This window comes from Pseudomonas sp. Pf153 (assembly GCF_001269775.1).
Lineage (GTDB): Bacteria > Pseudomonadota > Gammaproteobacteria > Pseudomonadales > Pseudomonadaceae > Aquipseudomonas > Aquipseudomonas uvaldensis.
Window position 1 is genome coordinate 1 of the sequence record NZ_LHVL01000005.1, and the last position, 14,382, is coordinate 14,382.

Here is a 14,382-nt window from a genome sequence, read left to right on the forward strand (position 1 = left end):
CGCGACCGATACCCGGAACCAGCACCATGACCAACAGGCCGAAGGCACCGAGCAGCATCATCCAGCCCAGGCGTTGCCAGGTGGCGATCGGTATCATCATGGTGACAACACACGCACCCAGGCCGATCACCAGGTAAATCAGGTGTCGGATCATGTGATAAAGGGTGTTGCCCGACTGCACGGCCGCCACTTCCGACGACGCGGAGGTGATCATTACCAGGCCCAGGCCCAGCAGCGCCAGACATCCGGCAAGCATCGGGAAGTCCAGGTCGATGCCACGCCCGGTGATCAACGGCGACGGGTACGGCTTGATGATATTCATGAGGCTCATGCCAAGTCCTCCGTCGCCCGAGCGAACAGTTGCCCGCGCTCTTCGTAGTTCTTGAACATGTCGAAGCTGGCACAGGCCGGCGACAACAGGACGGCATCGCCCGGTTGAGCCAGGGCGCGGCATTGCTGCACGGCTTCGTCCAGCGAAGCCACGCGCACCAGCGGCACGGCATCGCCGAGCGCCTGGGCGATCAATTCGCGGTCACGGCCCATCAGCACCACGGCGCGGCAGTTGGCCGCCACCGGACCACGCAGGTCCTTGAAGTCGGCGCCCTTGCCGTCGCCTCCGGCGATCAAAACGAGTTTGCCCTGAATATCCGCACCCAGGCCTTCGATGGCGGCCAGCGCGGCGCCGACATTGGTGGCCTTGGAATCGTTGTACCAGGCCACGCCATCGAGGTCGCGCACCCACTGGCAGCGGTGTTCAAGACCGGCGAAAGTACGCAGGGCCGAGAGCATGGCGTCGAACGGCAGGCCGACCGCATGCCCCAGGGCCAGGGCCGCCAGGGCATTGGCCTGGTTATGGGCACCGCGGATCTTCAACTCACGCACAGGCATCAGGTTCTGGAATTCGAAAGCCAGGTATTTTTCGCCGTTCTCTTCCCGCAACCCGAAGCCCTTGAAATCCGGTACGCCCAAGCCGAAGGACCAGCACGGCAGACCTTCGCTCAGCAACGGCCGGGTCAGGGCATCCTGACGGTTGAACACCACCTGCCGGGCGCCCCGGAAGATCCGGTGCTTGGCCAGGTGATAAGCCGGCAGGCCGCTGTAGCGGTCCATGTGGTCTTCGCTGATGTTGAGCACGGTCGCCACTTCGGCGCCCAGATGATCGGTGGTTTCAAGCTGGAAGCTGGACAGCTCCATCACATACAGCTCGACGTCGTCGCTGAGCAGGTCCAGTGCCGGAGTCCCCAGGTTGCCACCGACGGCAACCCGCTTACCCGCGGCCGCGGCCATCTCGCCCACCAGGGTGGTAACGGTGCTTTTCGCATTGGAACCGCTGATGGCAACGATCGGGGCCTTGGCGTTGCGGGCGAACAGCTCGACGTCACCGGACAATTTCACGCCGCGGGCCGCGGCCGCCTGCAGGGCCGGCGTCGCCAGGGCCAGGCCGGGGCTCACGTAGAGCTCATCGGCGCGGCACAGGAACTCGACGTCCAGCTCGCCACAACGCACGTCCACCTGCGGATAGTCGCGACGCAGCGTCGCAAGCTCAGGCGGATTTTCCCGCGTATCGGCCACGGCAAACGACACACCCCGGTTCGCCAGGAAGCGAACCAGGGACATGCCGCTCTTGCCGAGGCCGACAACGATGCGGAAGTGGTCAGAAGCGATCAGGGACACTCGTTCTACCTCAGCTTCAGGGTGGCAAGGCCGATCAGCACCAGAATCACGGTGATGATCCAGAATCGGACGATCACACGTGGCTCGGGCCAGCCCTTGAGTTCAAAGTGGTGGTGGATCGGCGCCATGCGGAATACGCGGCGGCCGGTCAATTTAAAGGAAGCAACCTGAATGACGACTGACAGGGTTTCCATCACGAACACGCCGCCCATGATGAACAGGACGATCTCCTGACGAACGATGACGGCGATGGTGCCCAGGGCCGCGCCCAGCGCCAGCGCCCCGACATCGCCCATGAAGACCTGCGCCGGGTAGGTGTTGAACCACAGGAACCCCAGGCCCGCGCCGATCAGTGCGCCGCAGAACACGATCAGCTCACCCGCGCCCGGCACGTAAGGGATCAGCAGGTACTCGGCGAACTTCACGTTACCCGACAGGTAGCAGAAGATCCCCAGTGCGCCGCCAACCATGACCGTCGGCATGATTGCCAGGCCATCGAGGCCGTCGGTGAGGTTGACTGCGTTGCTCGAACCGACGATCACCAGGTAGGTCAATACGATGAAGCCGGCGCCCAACGGGATGCTGTAGTCCTTGAGCATTGGCAGGATCAGGGTGGTCTCTACCGGCGAAGCAGCGGTCTTGTAGAGAAAGATCGCGGCACACAGGCCGAACACCGACTGCCAGAAGTATTTCCAGCGGCTCGGCAGACCTCGCGAATTCTTCTCGATGACCTTGCGGTAATCGTCAACCCAGCCGATGGCACCGAACAGCAGGGTCACCAGCAGCACGACCCAGACGTAGCGGTTCGCCAGATCGGCCCAGAGCAAAGTGCTGATGCCGATGGAAGACAGGATCAGTGCACCGCCCATGGTCGGGGTGCCGGACTTGGACAGGTGCGACTGCGGGCCGTCATTACGCACTGCCTGGCCGATCTGCAGGTTCTGCAGGGTACGAATCATCCACGGGCCCAGGAACAGCGACAACGACAACGCGGTCAGCACACCCAGGATCCCGCGCAGGGTCAGGTACTGGAAGACCGCGAAGCCTTTGTGGAACTGTTGCAGGTACTCCGCTAGCAGCAGCAGCATTAATGTGTCTCCGTACGGGTGCCGCACAGCGCCGCGACGATGTTTTCCATCGCTGCGCTACGAGAGCCCTTGATCAATAAAGTGGTGTTCGGGTCTTGCTCGGCACCCAGGGCCTGGATCAGCTCGGCCTGAGTGGTGAAATGCTGGGCGTGCTCGCCGAACGCGGCGACGGCATGAGCCATCATCGGGCCGACGGCATACAGCGCGTCGACCTTGCCACGGGCATAGGCCCCGACGTCGTGATGCCCCTGTTGCGCCCACTCGCCCAGCTCGCCGATGTCCCCAAGGACCAGCACGGTCCGACCGGAAAAGCCGGCCAGGATATCCACCGCTGCGCACATGGAAGTCGGGTTGGCGTTGTACGTGTCGTCGATCACCCGCATGCCGTTGGTGGCCAGCTGGGCAACACTGCGTCCCTTGACCGGTTGCACCGCGTTCAGCCCGGCGACGATGTTGGCCAACGACACGCCCAGTGCGTGGGCGGCAGCCGCTGCGGCCAGGGCATTGGCGACGTTATGGGTGCCGAGCAGGTTCAATTGGACCCGCTCCGCACCGTCCGGGCTGTGCAGATTGAACGCCGGGCAACCGCGGGCATCGCGATCCAGGTCGCTGGCGTAGAAATTCGCGGCGAGATTGCTCAGGGCGAAGGTCAACACCTTGCGCTCGCCCGCCCGGGCCTTCCAGATATCGAATGCCTTGTCGTCGAGATTCAGCACGGCGATGCCATCGGCATCCAGCCCCTCGATGATCTCGCCCTTGGCCTCGACGATTTTTTCCGGTCCGCCGAACTCGCCGACGTGGGCGGTGCCGGCGTTGTTGAGCACAGCGACGTGAGGTTTGGTCAGGCCCACGGTGTAGGCGATCTCGCCGAGCCGCGACGCACCGAGTTCAATAACGGCAGCGGTGTGTTCCGCAGCCAGCTCCAACAAAGTCAGCGGCACGCCGAGGTCGTTGTTCAGGTTGCCACGGGTTGCCAGAACCGGACCGCGGGTGCGCAGGATGCTGGCGAGCATTTCCTTGACGGTGGTCTTGCCACTGGAGCCGGTGATCGCGGCGACCGGCTTGTCGAACGCCGCACGATTCAATGCGCCCAGCCGGCCGAGGGCCTGGCGGGTGTCATTGACCAGCAACTGCGGCAACGTGCTGTTGCTCACTTCCCGCTCGACCAGCGCAGCGACCGCGCCTTTGGCGGCCACTTCGTTGAGGTAATCGTGGCCATCGAAACGCGGCCCGGCCAGGGCGACGAATAATTGACCCGCAGAAATGGCCCGGCTGTCGATGCTGACCCCGTCGAAACTGGCGTCAGCCGCAACGAGGCGCGCATTCAGGGCGTTGCTCAGCTCGCTGAGTTTCAAGGCCTTAAGCATGAGCCACCTCCCACGCGGTCAGGGCATGATCGGCTTCCACCAGGTCGGAGAACGCATGGCGTTCGCCGTTGATCTCTTGATAGTCCTCGTGGCCCTTGCCAGCCAGGACGATGACATCGTCGGCCGATGCGCCGGCGATCAGCTGGGCAATCGCCTGGCCGCGACCAGCCACGAACGTCACGTTCTCCACGTCGGAGAAACCGGCGCGGATATCGTCGAAAATCCGCAGCGGATCTTCGGTGCGCGGATTGTCGTCGGTGACCAGCACACCGTCGGCCAAGCGCTCCACCACCTCGGCCATGAGCGGACGCTTGCCACGATCGCGATCGCCACCGCAGCCGAACAGGCACAGCAGCTTGCCCTTGGCATGGGGCCGAAGGGCCAACAGGACTTTTTCCAGGGCATCCGGGGTATGGGCGTAATCGACGACCACCAGCGGTTGAGTCCCGCCGCCCAGGCGCTGCATGCGGCCGGACGGACCTTCGAGCTTCGGCAGGACCTTGAGGATTTCATCCAGCGGATAATCCAGGCCGAGCAAGGCGCCGATGGCAGCCAACACGTTGCTCAGGTTGAAGCGGCCCAGCAAAGTGCTGCGCAGATGGTGTTCGCCCTGGGGGGTGACCAGCGTGGCGCGCACGCCTTCGTCATCGAATTGCGCCTGGCGTACATAAAGGTAGGCGCTGGCATCTTCCAGGCTGTAGGTGATCAACCGGGACTCACGTTTATCGGCGGCCAATCGCCGGCCGAATTCGTCATCGAGGTTGATGACCCTGCACTTCAAGTCATTCCAGGCAAACAGCTTGGCCTTGGCTTCGCCATAAGCCTGCATGGTGCCGTGATAATCCAGGTGGTCGCGGGACAGGTTGGTCAACACGGCGACATCGAACGCCAGCGCGCTCACGCGCCCCTGGTCCAGGCCGTGGGAGGAAACTTCCATTGCAACGGCCTTGGCACCGGCCTTCTTCAGATCGGCCAGGGTCGCCTGGACGGCAATCGGGTTCGGCGTCGTGTGCGAGCCGCTTTCCAGCGCGCCATGAAAACCGTTGCCCAGCGTCCCGACAATGCCGCAGTGCTGGCCCAACAGGTCCAGCGCCTGGGCCACAAGCTGGGTGACGCTGGTCTTGCCGTTGGTGCCGGTCACGCCAATCAGGTTCAGGTGGCGACTCGGCTCGCCATAGAAACGCCCGGCAATGTCCGACAACTGCGCCGCAAGCCCCTTGACCGGAATCAGCGGAACATCGGTGATCGGCAACACGGTTGCGCCTTCCACCTCATAGGCCACGGCGGCCGCGCCGCGCTGCAAGGCGTCGGCGATGTGGGCACGGCCATCGAAGCGGCCACCCGGCACGGCCAGGAACAGATCCCCGGCGCGCACATTGCGACTGTCGAGGGCCAGCTCGCGAATCAGCAGATCGTGACCGGCGTGGGCGAATATCTTGTTCAGGCTCAGGGACATCAGCCACGCCCTCCATCGGCTTTCAAGGGGACGACCGGTGCGGTGCTCGCCTGTTGGGTCGGCGGCAGGTTATCCGGCGTAATGTTCATCAGGCGCAGGGTGCCGGACATGACCTTGCTGAAGACCGGCGCCGATACCAGGCCACCGAAATAGCCAGCCTTGCTCGGTTCGTCGATGACCACCACGATGGCGTAGCGCGGATCGCTCATCGGACCGAAGCCGGCAAACAGCGAACGATAGGAATTCTCGGCGTAGCCCTTGGTGCCCACGGAGGTCTTGCGGGCCGTACCCGACTTGCCCGCGACGTGATAGGCCGGCACCTGGGCGCGATAAACCCCACGCGGTGCCTCGATCACCTGCTGCAGCATGCCCTGCATGGTCTTGGCGACATTCTCCGGTATTACTTGGGTCGTCTGCGGCGGTTTGTCGGTTTTGATCAGGGTCAGCGGTGCAATACGACCGTTGTTCGCCAATGCCGAAAACGCGTGTACCAGCTGGATCGCCGTCACGGAAACACCGTAGCCGTAGGACAGCGTGGCCGTTTCAGCCTTGCGCCATTCCCTGTAGTTCGGCAGATTGCCAACCCGTTCGCCCGGGAACCCCAGGCCGGTGTCCTGGCCGAGGCCGATCTTCTGGGCCAGTCGGTAGATCGTTTCGCCGCCGATGTCGAAGGCGATCTTGCTCATGCCGACGTTACTGGAATTGATCAGAATACCGGTCAGGTCGAGCACCGGCCCTTCGGTCTTGGAGACGTCACGAATGGTGTATTTGCCGATCTGCAAAGTCCCCGGATACACCTCGACCGTGTCGCTCGGCTTCCAGCGTCCGGTCTCCAGGGCGGCAGCCATGGACACGGCCTTCATGGTGGAACCGGGCTCGAACACATCGATCATTGCACGGTTACGCATCATCGCCGGTTGCAGGTTGCGACGGTTGTTCGGGTTGTAGGTCGGCTGGTTGACCATGGCGAGGATTTCGCCAGTCTTCACGTCCATGATCACCAGGCTGCCAGCCTTCGCACCGTTCTCGACGATGGCATTGCGCAACTCGCGGTTGGCCAGGTACTGCAGGCGTAGATCAATGGACAACGCCAAGGGCTTTCCGGCCTTGGCGTTTTTGGTGACCTGGACATCCTTGATCAGCCTGCCGCGCCGATCCTTGATGACTTGTCGCTTACCGGCGACCCCGGCGAGCCATTCGTCGTAGGCCAGTTCGACGCCTTCCCTGCCTCGATCGTCAATGTCGGTAAACCCGACCATGTGGGCCGTGACCTCTCCCGCCGGATAGAAACGCCGGAATTCCTCGATGCCATAGACGCCGGGCACCTTCAGGTCGAGCACGCTCTGGCCCTGTTCCGGCGTCAGGCCGCGAACCAGATAGATGAATTCCTTATTGGCCTGAGCTTCGAGGCGCTCGGCCAACGCCTTGGGATCCTGTCCGAGGGCGGCCGCCAAGGCGGGCCACTTGTCCTTGGCCAACTGCATTTCCTTGGCGTTGGCCCACAAAGTGGTCACCGGTGTACTCACGGCCAGGGGTTCACCATTGCGGTCGGTGATCAGGCCACGGTGAGCCGGAATCGGAATATGACGCACACTGCGGGCGTCGCCTTGCCCCTTGAGGAAATCACGGTCGACGACCTGCAGGTCGATGATACGCCACGAAATAGCAGCCACCATGATCCCGAGTAACCCAAGGACCAGACGGAACCGCCACGGGAACAGTGCCCCTTCGAGCTTCATCATGGCGCCACCATCTGCACTTCGGCAGCGCCCGGGATGCGCATTTTCAGCTGTTCGGTGGCCAGCACTTCGATACGACTGTGGGCCGTCCAGGTGCTCTGCTCCAGGATCAGCCGGCCCCATTCGGCCTGCGCCTTGTCGCGCACGCTCAGCTCGTTGTAAAGGGTATTGAGCAACTGCCGGTTCCAGTGGGCGCTGTAAGACACGGCGATAGCCGACACGAGCACGCCGATAAACAGCAACAGCATAAAAAAGCTGCCGCCTGGCAGGGGCTTGGCGAAGAGCCGGCTCACCGCAACTTCTCCGCGACACGCATGACCGCGCTACGGGCGCGCGGATTGGCCTTGAGTTCAGCCTCGGAGGCGAACTGTGCCTTGCCGTGGATCTTGATCTTCGGTACGAAGGCTTCGAACCGCACCGGCAGGTTACGCGGCAGGTTATCGGCTTCCCCCTTGGTCAGCTTGCGCATGAACAGCTTGACGATACGGTCTTCCAGGGAATGGAAGCTGATCACCACCAGGCGACCGCCGATCTCCAGCGCGTCGAGCGCTGCTTCGAGGCCGGTTTCGAGATCGCCCAGTTCGTTATTGACGTGGATACGCAGCCCCTGGAAAGCACGGGTCGCAGGGTTCTTGCCCTTTTCCCATGCCGGGTTGGCGACTTTCAGCACCTCGGCCAGGTCGCCGGTGCGCTCGAATGGCTTGACGTCACGACGCTCGACCACGGCGCGCGCCATGCGCCCGGAGAAACGCTCTTCACCGTATTCCTTGAATACACGGGCAATTTCTTCCACCGGGGCGGTGTTGACGAACTCGGCCGCACTGATACCACGGGACGGGTCCATGCGCATATCCAGCGGGCCATCGTTGAGAAAACTGAAACCACGCTCAGGGTCGTCCAGTTGCGGCGAAGACACGCCCAGGTCGAGCAGGACACCACTGACCTTGCCGGCCAGGCCACGTTCGGCGACTTCAGAACCCAGCTCTGCAAAGCTGCGCTGCACAACGACAAAGCGGCCGTCTTCGGCCGCCAGCGCTTGCCCGGTGGCAATCGCTTGAGGATCCTTGTCGAACCCCAGCAGCCGGCCGTCCGGACCGAGCTGGCTGAGGATGAGCCGGCTGTGGCCGCCGCGCCCGAACGTGCCGTCCAGATAGCAGCCATCAGGACGTACGGCGAGTGCCTCGACGGCCTCGTCAAGCAGTACGGTGATGTGTTTGAAGCCGCTATCAATAGTCACAGGATCAGATCACGCAGTTCATCGGGCATGGCACCCGGTTGTTGAATAGCAGCCAGGTCCGCGGCGGAAACCGCATTCCAGGCATCTTCGTCCCACAGCTGGAACTTGTTCAGTTGGCCCACCAGCATCGCGCGCTTGTCCAGCTTCGCGTACTCGCGCAGGCGCGGCGGAACCAGAAAACGGCCACTGCCGTCGAGCTCCAGGTCAACGGCATTACCGATCAGCAGACGTTGCAAACGACGGTTTTCTTCTCGTAGCGAAGGCAGCGCGCGCAGTTTGGTTTCGATGATCTCCCACTCATCGAGCGGGTAAACACACAGGCATGGGTCAACGGCATCGATCGTGACGATTAATTGACCGGAACTACGCGAAACGAGCTCGTCACGATACCGGCTCGGCATAGCGAGACGGCCCTTAGCATCGAGACTGATGGCGTTAGCTCCGCGAAACACGTCAGCGTTTCTCCAAAATTTAGCGTTTTACGCTCAAAAAACCCACTTCATGCCACTTTCCTCCACTTGCGCACACTATAGGAATGCGCCCACCGCACCGTCAAGGCGCGTATTGAAGGAAAAGCCTTATAGATCGGAGATTTAGGAGCGTTTTTTGGAGACCAACGGGAATCTGGCGTAGGATTTTTCACCACAACTCAAATGAACACAGGAAGCTGCGCTCACAAGTTAAAGTGATTTGTTAAGAGTAAGATTTTTTTGGTCTTAGGAATTGCTGCTGCCAGCGATTCTGGCAAGGAGGGAATAAGGTGGAGAGTCGATCTGTAAGCCGGGTTCTGTCTTGAACAGTCATTCGTCTACGATGGCCATCACTGGACATCTTTAGCAACCTACCCGGTCCCAGCGCGGGCCACGCCTTGGGACCCTATTTGGTCTTGCTCCAAGTGGGGTTTACCTAGCCACGAACTGTTGCCAGCCGTGCGGTGCGCTCTTACCGCACCTTTTCACCCTTACCGGCGCCGAAGCGCTTAGGCGGTTATTTTCTGTGGCACTTTCCGTAGGCTCGCGCCTCCCAGGCATTACCTGGCACTTCGCCCTATGGAGCCCGGACTTTCCTCCCCCTTCCAATTTTCATGGAAGGCAGCGACTGTCCGATCGACTCTCCGCCGCGAAGGTTAACGGCAGAGCGCCCGAAGGACAAGCGCTAAAAGCCTTTGGCCACTTCATCTGTCCGGTTTTACCGGGCCTTCTGTTTGTCCAGCGCGACCTGATACAACACATTCTTGCGCTCGCCGGTGATCTGCGCTGCAAGCGCGGCGGCGCGCTTGAGTGGCATTTCCTCGAGCAGCAGGTCCAGGATGCGCATCGCTTCGCTGCTGACAGCCTCGTCATTTTCCGGCGCCGCCCAGCCCGCCACCAACACGACACACTCGCCGCGCTGCTGGTTGCTGTCGCTCTCGACGAAGGCACGCAACTGCGCCAACGGCAGGCCCTTGAGGGTTTCGAAGGTCTTGGTCAACTCGCGGGCCAGCAGTGCCGGACGCTCCGGGCCGAACACCTGCTCCATGTCCTGCAGGCATTCCAGGATGCGATGCGGCGCCTCATAGAAGATCAATGTGCGAGGCTCTTCCTTTATAGCCTCCAAGCGTGCCCGGCGCCCCACCGCCTTGGCCGGCAGGAAACCTTCGAAAATGAAACGGTCCGATGGCAAGCCGGCCGCAGACAACGCTGCGATCAGGGCGCAAGCCCCCGGCACAGGCACCACGTCGATACCGGCCGCCCGGGCCTGACGCACCAGATGGTAGCCCGGATCGGAAATCAGCGGCGTGCCCGCGTCGGAGATCAGCGCGACGTTTTCGCCCGCCAGCAGGCGAGTGATAAACCGGCTACCCTCGTCCCGCTCGTTATGTTCGTGGCAGGCCGCCAGCGCAGTGGAGATACCGAAATGCTGCAACAAGCGTTGGGAGTGACGGGTGTCTTCGGCGGCGATCAAGGCAACCTCCCGAAGAATCTTCAACGCCCGGGCGCTGATATCGTCCAGGTTGCCGATGGGCGTCGCCACCACATAAAGCGAGCCGGCGGCGGAATTCAAAGCACCTGGAGCAGTCAAAGCGCATACCTCATGATCGGTGAAAACCGCCATTGTAGCGCGTAGCGGACATCGCGGCTGTTTGTAGCGCGGTGTTGCATGCCGGCCTTTTGTGCTGCACCGCAACATTTGAAATACCTAAATCGATCGATTCACGCCACTGACATCGCACCCCGGCCGGTGCTTGGGTACAATTCGACGCTAATTTGATCTCGTATCAGGAACATTTACATGATCGCTTGTCTGCGGCTGTTTTCCGCTCTCTGCCTCGCTGCCCTCCTGGCGGCCTGCGCCAGCTCGCCCTCGTCCAGTCTTGGCGAGCTTCCACGGACCCCGGATGCCAGTATCGAGCAACTGCTCGAACAGGCCGCCCAAAGCAAAACGCCGGAAAAAGCCGCCCTGCTGCGCCTGAGCGCCGCCGACCTGGCCTACCGCCAGGGCAATGCCGGCCAATCCGCACAGATCCTGCAACAGGTGCCGATGGAGCAGCTCAAACCCGGCCAGCAGATCTTCGCCAGCACGCTGTCGGCGGAACTGGCCATGACGCGCAACCAGCCCAAGGCGGCCCTGACCGCCCTGAGCCACCCTAGCCTGCAACACTTGAGCGAGATGCCGGTGGAGCAGCAGGTCCGCACCGGAACCATCCGTGCCCGCGCCCTCGAGGCCGATGGCCAGACGCTGGCGGCTGCCAAGGAGCGAATCTTCATCGCGCCGCTGCTTGAAAAAGAAGCGGCAGCGAAAAACCATGAAGCGATCTGGTCCCTGATCGCCTCCCTGCCTACCGACCAGCTGCAACCGACCACCACCGACGATCTCGGCGGCTGGCTGAGCCTGGCCCGCGCAGTGAAAACCGCCGGCACCCTGGAACAGCAACAGGCCGCCATCGACAGCTGGCGCGAACAGAACCCCAAGCATCCGGCCGCGATCCAACTGCCGACGCCCCTGGTCAAGCTCAAGGAGCTGGCAAGCCAGCCGCTGAGCAAGATCGCCCTGCTGCTGCCTCAGAACGGCCAACTGGCCTCAGTTGCCAAGGCCCTGCGCGAAGGCTTCATTGCCGCGCACTACCAGGCTCAACAGGCCGGGCAGAAGCCGCCGAGCATCCAGTTCTACGACAGCTCCAGCCTGACCTCCATGGACGACTTCTACCGCAAGGCCCAGGCCGATGGCGTGCAGCTGGTGGTCGGACCGCTGGAAAAACCGTTGGTCAAGCAGATCAGCACGCGCCCGCAGCTGCCGATCACCACCCTGGCGCTGAACTACAGCGAAGGTGAACAAGGCCCCCCCCAACTCTTCCAGTTCGGCCTGGCGCCCGAGGACGAAGCCCGCGAAGTCGCTCGTCGCGCACGCGCCGATGGCCTGCATCGCGCAGCCGTCATGGTGCCAAAGGGCGAATGGGGTGATCGCGTCCTGAAAGCCTTCAGCCAGGACTGGCAGGCCAACGGCGGCACGATCATCGCCATCGAGCGTGTCGACCAGCCGGTGCAACTGGCGCAACAAATCGCCGACATGTTCCAACTGCGCCAGAGCGAGGCTCGCGCCAAGAGCCTGCAGAACACCGTAGGCACCACGGTTGCAGCCCAGCCGTCCCGCCGCCAGGACATCGAATTCATCTTCCTGGCGTCGACTCCGCAACAGGCTCAGCAGATCAAGCCGACCCTGAACTTCCAATACGCCGGCGACGTACCGGTCTATGCGACTTCTTCGGTGTTCAGCGCCAGCGGTGACCAGAACCAGTACAACGACATGAACGGGATTCGCTTCTGCGAAACCCCTTGGCTGCTCGATGCCAACGACCCGCTGCGCCAGCAGGTCAGCGCCCAGTGGCCTCAGGCCGGTGGCAGCCTGGGCCGGTTGTACGCGATGGGCGCGGACGCCTACCGCCTGGCCCCCCGCCTGGGTCAGCTCAAGACTTTGCCGGACAGCCGTATCGAAGGCTTGTCGGGCAGCCTGGCCGTATCGCAATCCCAGCGCGTCCAGCGGCAATTGCCTTGGGCCGAGTTCGTCAACGGACAGGTGCAGCGCCTGCCGGACACCCAGCGCTGATGCCCGAGCGATCGCGCCAGCAGAGCGGACGGGATGCCGAGGGCCTGGCCCTCGCGCACCTCCAGCAACAGGGTCTGCGTCTGGTGGCGCAGAACTGGCTGTGTAAACGCGGCGAGCTTGATCTGGTCATGCTTGACGGCGATACAGTAGTATTTGTCGAAGTCCGCTACAGAAAAAATACCCAATGGGGTGGCGCCCTCGACAGCATCGACTCGCGCAAACGCCAGAAGCTGATTTTTGCCGCGCAGTATTTTCTGCAAAGCGAATCTCGCTGGGCCGATCACCCCTGCCGCTTCGATGTAGTTGCCATCGACAGCAACGCCGATCAGTTGAACTGGCTGCAGAACGCCTTCGACGGTTGAACGGCGGGCCGGACCCTTTTACCCAATTTTTGCTCTTTGCTTTGCGCGCCGCACATGCCTGTGCCGATAAGCCGCGCTACTTAAGGTCACACAGATGGACATGCAATCGCGAATCCGCCAGCTTTTCCAGGCCAGTATCGACACCAAGCAGCAGGCGATGGACGTACTTGCACCGCACATCGAGCAAGCCAGCCAAGTGATGGTCAATGCCCTGCTCAACGAGGGCAAGATGCTATCGTGCGGCAACGGCGGCTCCGCCGGCGATGCCCAGCACTTCTCGTCCGAGCTGCTCAACCGCTTCGAGCGCGAGCGTCCGAGCCTGCCCGCCATCGCACTGACCACGGACAGCTCGACGATCACCTCGATCGCCAATGACTACAGCTACAACGAAGTCTTCTCCAAACAGATTCGCGCCCTGGGCCAGCCCGGCGATGTACTGCTGGCGATTTCCACCAGCGGCAACTCGGCCAATATTATTCAGGCGATCCAGGCCGCACATGATCGCGAAATGATTGTCGTAGCATTGACCGGGCGCGATGGCGGCGGCATGGCCTCATTGCTGTTGCCTGAAGACGTCGAGATTCGCGTGCCGGCCAACGTCACCGCACGTATCCAGGAAGTCCACCTGCTGGCGATCCACTGTCTTTGCGACTTGATCGACAGCCAACTGTTCGGGAGTGAAGAATGACCCCTAATCGCGCGGGCCTTCTGGCCCTGACCCTGTGCCTCGGCATCAGCGGCTGCACCTCGGTGGTTAACGCCAGCCGGGAAGCGCCGATCGAAGACGACCGCGGCACCCGCACCTTCGGCAGCAAGATCGACGACTCCCTGATCGAAACCAAGGCCGGCGTGAACATCGCCAAGGCCGACCCGGCCCTGGACAACAACTCTCACATCGTCGTTACCAGCTTCAACGGTGTCGTGCTGCTGGCCGGCCAGACCCCACGGGAAGACCTCAAGGCCAAGGCCGAGCAGGCTGCCAGCGCCGTACAACGGGTCAAGACCGTGCATAACGAATTGCAGGTGTTGCAGCCCTCCTCTCTGCTGGCGCGCCAGAACGATGCCTGGCTGACCACCAAGATCAAGACCCAGATGCTCACCGATCCCAGCATTCCGGGTTCGCGAATCAAGGTTGTGACGGAGAATGGCATCGTCTATCTGCTGGGTCTGCTGACCAAGCAGGAGGCCGCCCAGGCGACCAATCTGGTGCAGGGGGTTTCCGGGGTGCAGAAGATCGTGAAGTTGTTTGAGTATATTGACTGAGGGTAGTTGCGGTTCTTGATGCTGCGCTTGGCTTAGATTGGCTTGGCTTGGCTTGGCTTGGCTTGGCTTGGCTTGGCTTGGCTTGGCTTGGCTTGGCTTGGCTTGGCTTGGCT

Annotated in this window: 14 protein-coding genes and 1 other RNA gene; 4 read left to right on the plus strand and 11 right to left on the minus strand. The window is 62.2% G+C overall.

What is annotated here, in order from left to right; genetic code table 11:
* The 11 genes from AD666_RS00420 to rsmI all read right to left on the minus strand — a co-directional run.
* The coding region (locus tag AD666_RS00420) for an FtsW/RodA/SpoVE family cell cycle protein (protein WP_172679571.1) at positions 1–331 on the minus strand (331 nt) is incomplete at its 3' end.
* Entirely contained in the window at positions 328–1,674 is a 1,347-nt protein-coding gene (gene murD / locus AD666_RS00425; protein WP_053146428.1) for a UDP-N-acetylmuramoyl-L-alanine--D-glutamate ligase, read from the minus strand. The genes murD and AD666_RS00420, both read right to left, overlap by 4 nt.
* Before the next feature lie 5 nt (positions 1,675–1,679).
* Complete coding sequence (gene mraY / locus AD666_RS00430) at positions 1,680–2,762, minus strand: phospho-N-acetylmuramoyl-pentapeptide-transferase (RefSeq protein ID WP_053146432.1); 1,083 nt, start codon at positions 2,760–2,762, stop codon at positions 1,680–1,682.
* Positions 2,762–4,129, minus strand: a complete 1,368-nt coding sequence (gene murF / locus AD666_RS00435) for a UDP-N-acetylmuramoyl-tripeptide--D-alanyl-D-alanine ligase (RefSeq protein WP_053146435.1) — start codon at positions 4,127–4,129, stop codon at positions 2,762–2,764. The genes mraY and murF overlap by 1 nt, the downstream gene beginning before the upstream one ends.
* Entirely contained in the window at positions 4,122–5,585 is a 1,464-nt protein-coding gene (locus AD666_RS00440) for a UDP-N-acetylmuramoyl-L-alanyl-D-glutamate--2,6-diaminopimelate ligase (RefSeq protein ID WP_053146438.1), read from the minus strand. The genes murF and AD666_RS00440 overlap by 8 nt, the downstream gene beginning before the upstream one ends.
* Positions 5,585–7,324: a penicillin-binding protein 2 gene (locus AD666_RS00445; RefSeq protein ID WP_172679573.1), complete on the minus strand. Its 1,740-nt coding sequence runs from the start codon at positions 7,322–7,324 to the stop codon at positions 5,585–5,587. The genes AD666_RS00440 and AD666_RS00445 overlap by 1 nt, the downstream gene beginning before the upstream one ends.
* Positions 7,324–7,617: a cell division protein FtsL gene (gene ftsL / locus AD666_RS00450; protein ID WP_053146444.1), complete on the minus strand. Its 294-nt coding sequence runs from the start codon at positions 7,615–7,617 to the stop codon at positions 7,324–7,326. Before ftsL ends, AD666_RS00445 begins: the two co-directional genes overlap by 1 nt.
* Positions 7,614–8,561 (minus strand): 16S rRNA (cytosine(1402)-N(4))-methyltransferase RsmH, encoded by a 948-nt coding sequence (rsmH, locus tag AD666_RS00455; protein ID WP_053146448.1) that lies wholly within the window; start codon positions 8,559–8,561, stop codon positions 7,614–7,616. The genes ftsL and rsmH overlap by 4 nt, the downstream gene beginning before the upstream one ends.
* Complete coding sequence (gene mraZ, locus AD666_RS00460) at positions 8,558–9,013, minus strand: division/cell wall cluster transcriptional repressor MraZ (RefSeq protein WP_003205355.1); 456 nt, start codon at positions 9,011–9,013, stop codon at positions 8,558–8,560. Before mraZ ends, rsmH begins: the two co-directional genes overlap by 4 nt.
* A 308-nt stretch (positions 9,014–9,321) precedes the next feature.
* Positions 9,322–9,675: RNase P RNA component class A (gene rnpB / locus AD666_RS00935), an RNA gene on the minus strand.
* Between the two features lie 74 nt (positions 9,676–9,749).
* On the minus strand, positions 9,750–10,655 hold the full coding sequence (gene rsmI, locus AD666_RS00465; RefSeq protein WP_082339616.1) for a 16S rRNA (cytidine(1402)-2'-O)-methyltransferase: 906 nt from the start codon (positions 10,653–10,655) through the stop codon (positions 9,750–9,752).
* A gap of 177 nt (positions 10,656–10,832) precedes the next feature.
* Here rsmI and AD666_RS00470 point away from each other — a divergent pair, with 177 nt between their 5' ends.
* From AD666_RS00470 to AD666_RS00485, 4 genes are all read left to right on the plus strand, one after another.
* Positions 10,833–12,644, plus strand: a complete 1,812-nt coding sequence (locus AD666_RS00470) for a penicillin-binding protein activator (protein WP_053146451.1) — start codon at positions 10,833–10,835, stop codon at positions 12,642–12,644.
* Positions 12,644–13,006 carry a YraN family protein gene (locus AD666_RS00475; RefSeq protein ID WP_053146454.1) on the plus strand — a complete coding sequence of 121 codons (363 nt, stop codon included), beginning with the start codon at positions 12,644–12,646 and terminating at the stop codon, positions 13,004–13,006. Before AD666_RS00470 ends, AD666_RS00475 begins: the two co-directional genes overlap by 1 nt.
* 94 nt (positions 13,007–13,100) lie before the next feature.
* The gene (locus AD666_RS00480; protein ID WP_007928463.1) at positions 13,101–13,694 is read left to right on the plus strand and encodes a phosphoheptose isomerase; all 594 of its coding nucleotides are present in this window, start codon (positions 13,101–13,103) and stop codon (positions 13,692–13,694) included.
* Positions 13,691–14,269, plus strand: a complete 579-nt coding sequence (locus AD666_RS00485; RefSeq protein ID WP_053146456.1) for a BON domain-containing protein — start codon at positions 13,691–13,693, stop codon at positions 14,267–14,269. The genes AD666_RS00480 and AD666_RS00485 overlap by 4 nt, the downstream gene beginning before the upstream one ends.
* Positions 14,270–14,382: the final 113 nt, after the last annotated feature.

Bases quoted from the DNA above. Each gene is read 5' to 3' on its own strand.
- mraY (WP_053146432.1), bottom strand. From the start codon at position 2,762: ATGCTGCTGCTGCTAGCGGAGTACCTGCAACAGTTCCACAAAGGCTTC.
- murF (WP_053146435.1), bottom strand. From the start codon at position 4,129: ATGCTTAAGGCCTTGAAACTCAGCGAGCTGAGCAACGCCCTGAATGCG.
- AD666_RS00440 (WP_053146438.1), bottom strand. From the start codon at position 5,585: ATGTCCCTGAGCCTGAACAAGATATTCGCCCACGCCGGTCACGATCTG.
- AD666_RS00445 (WP_172679573.1), bottom strand. From the start codon at position 7,324: ATGAAGCTCGAAGGGGCACTGTTCCCGTGGCGGTTCCGTCTGGTCCTT.
- rsmI (WP_082339616.1), bottom strand. From the start codon at position 10,655: ATGGCGGTTTTCACCGATCATGAGGTATGCGCTTTGACTGCTCCAGGT.
- AD666_RS00470 (WP_053146451.1), top strand. From the start codon at position 10,833: ATGATCGCTTGTCTGCGGCTGTTTTCCGCTCTCTGCCTCGCTGCCCTC.
- AD666_RS00475 (WP_053146454.1), top strand. From the start codon at position 12,644: ATGCCCGAGCGATCGCGCCAGCAGAGCGGACGGGATGCCGAGGGCCTG.
- AD666_RS00480 (WP_007928463.1), top strand. From the start codon at position 13,101: ATGGACATGCAATCGCGAATCCGCCAGCTTTTCCAGGCCAGTATCGAC.
- AD666_RS00485 (WP_053146456.1), top strand. From the start codon at position 13,691: ATGACCCCTAATCGCGCGGGCCTTCTGGCCCTGACCCTGTGCCTCGGC.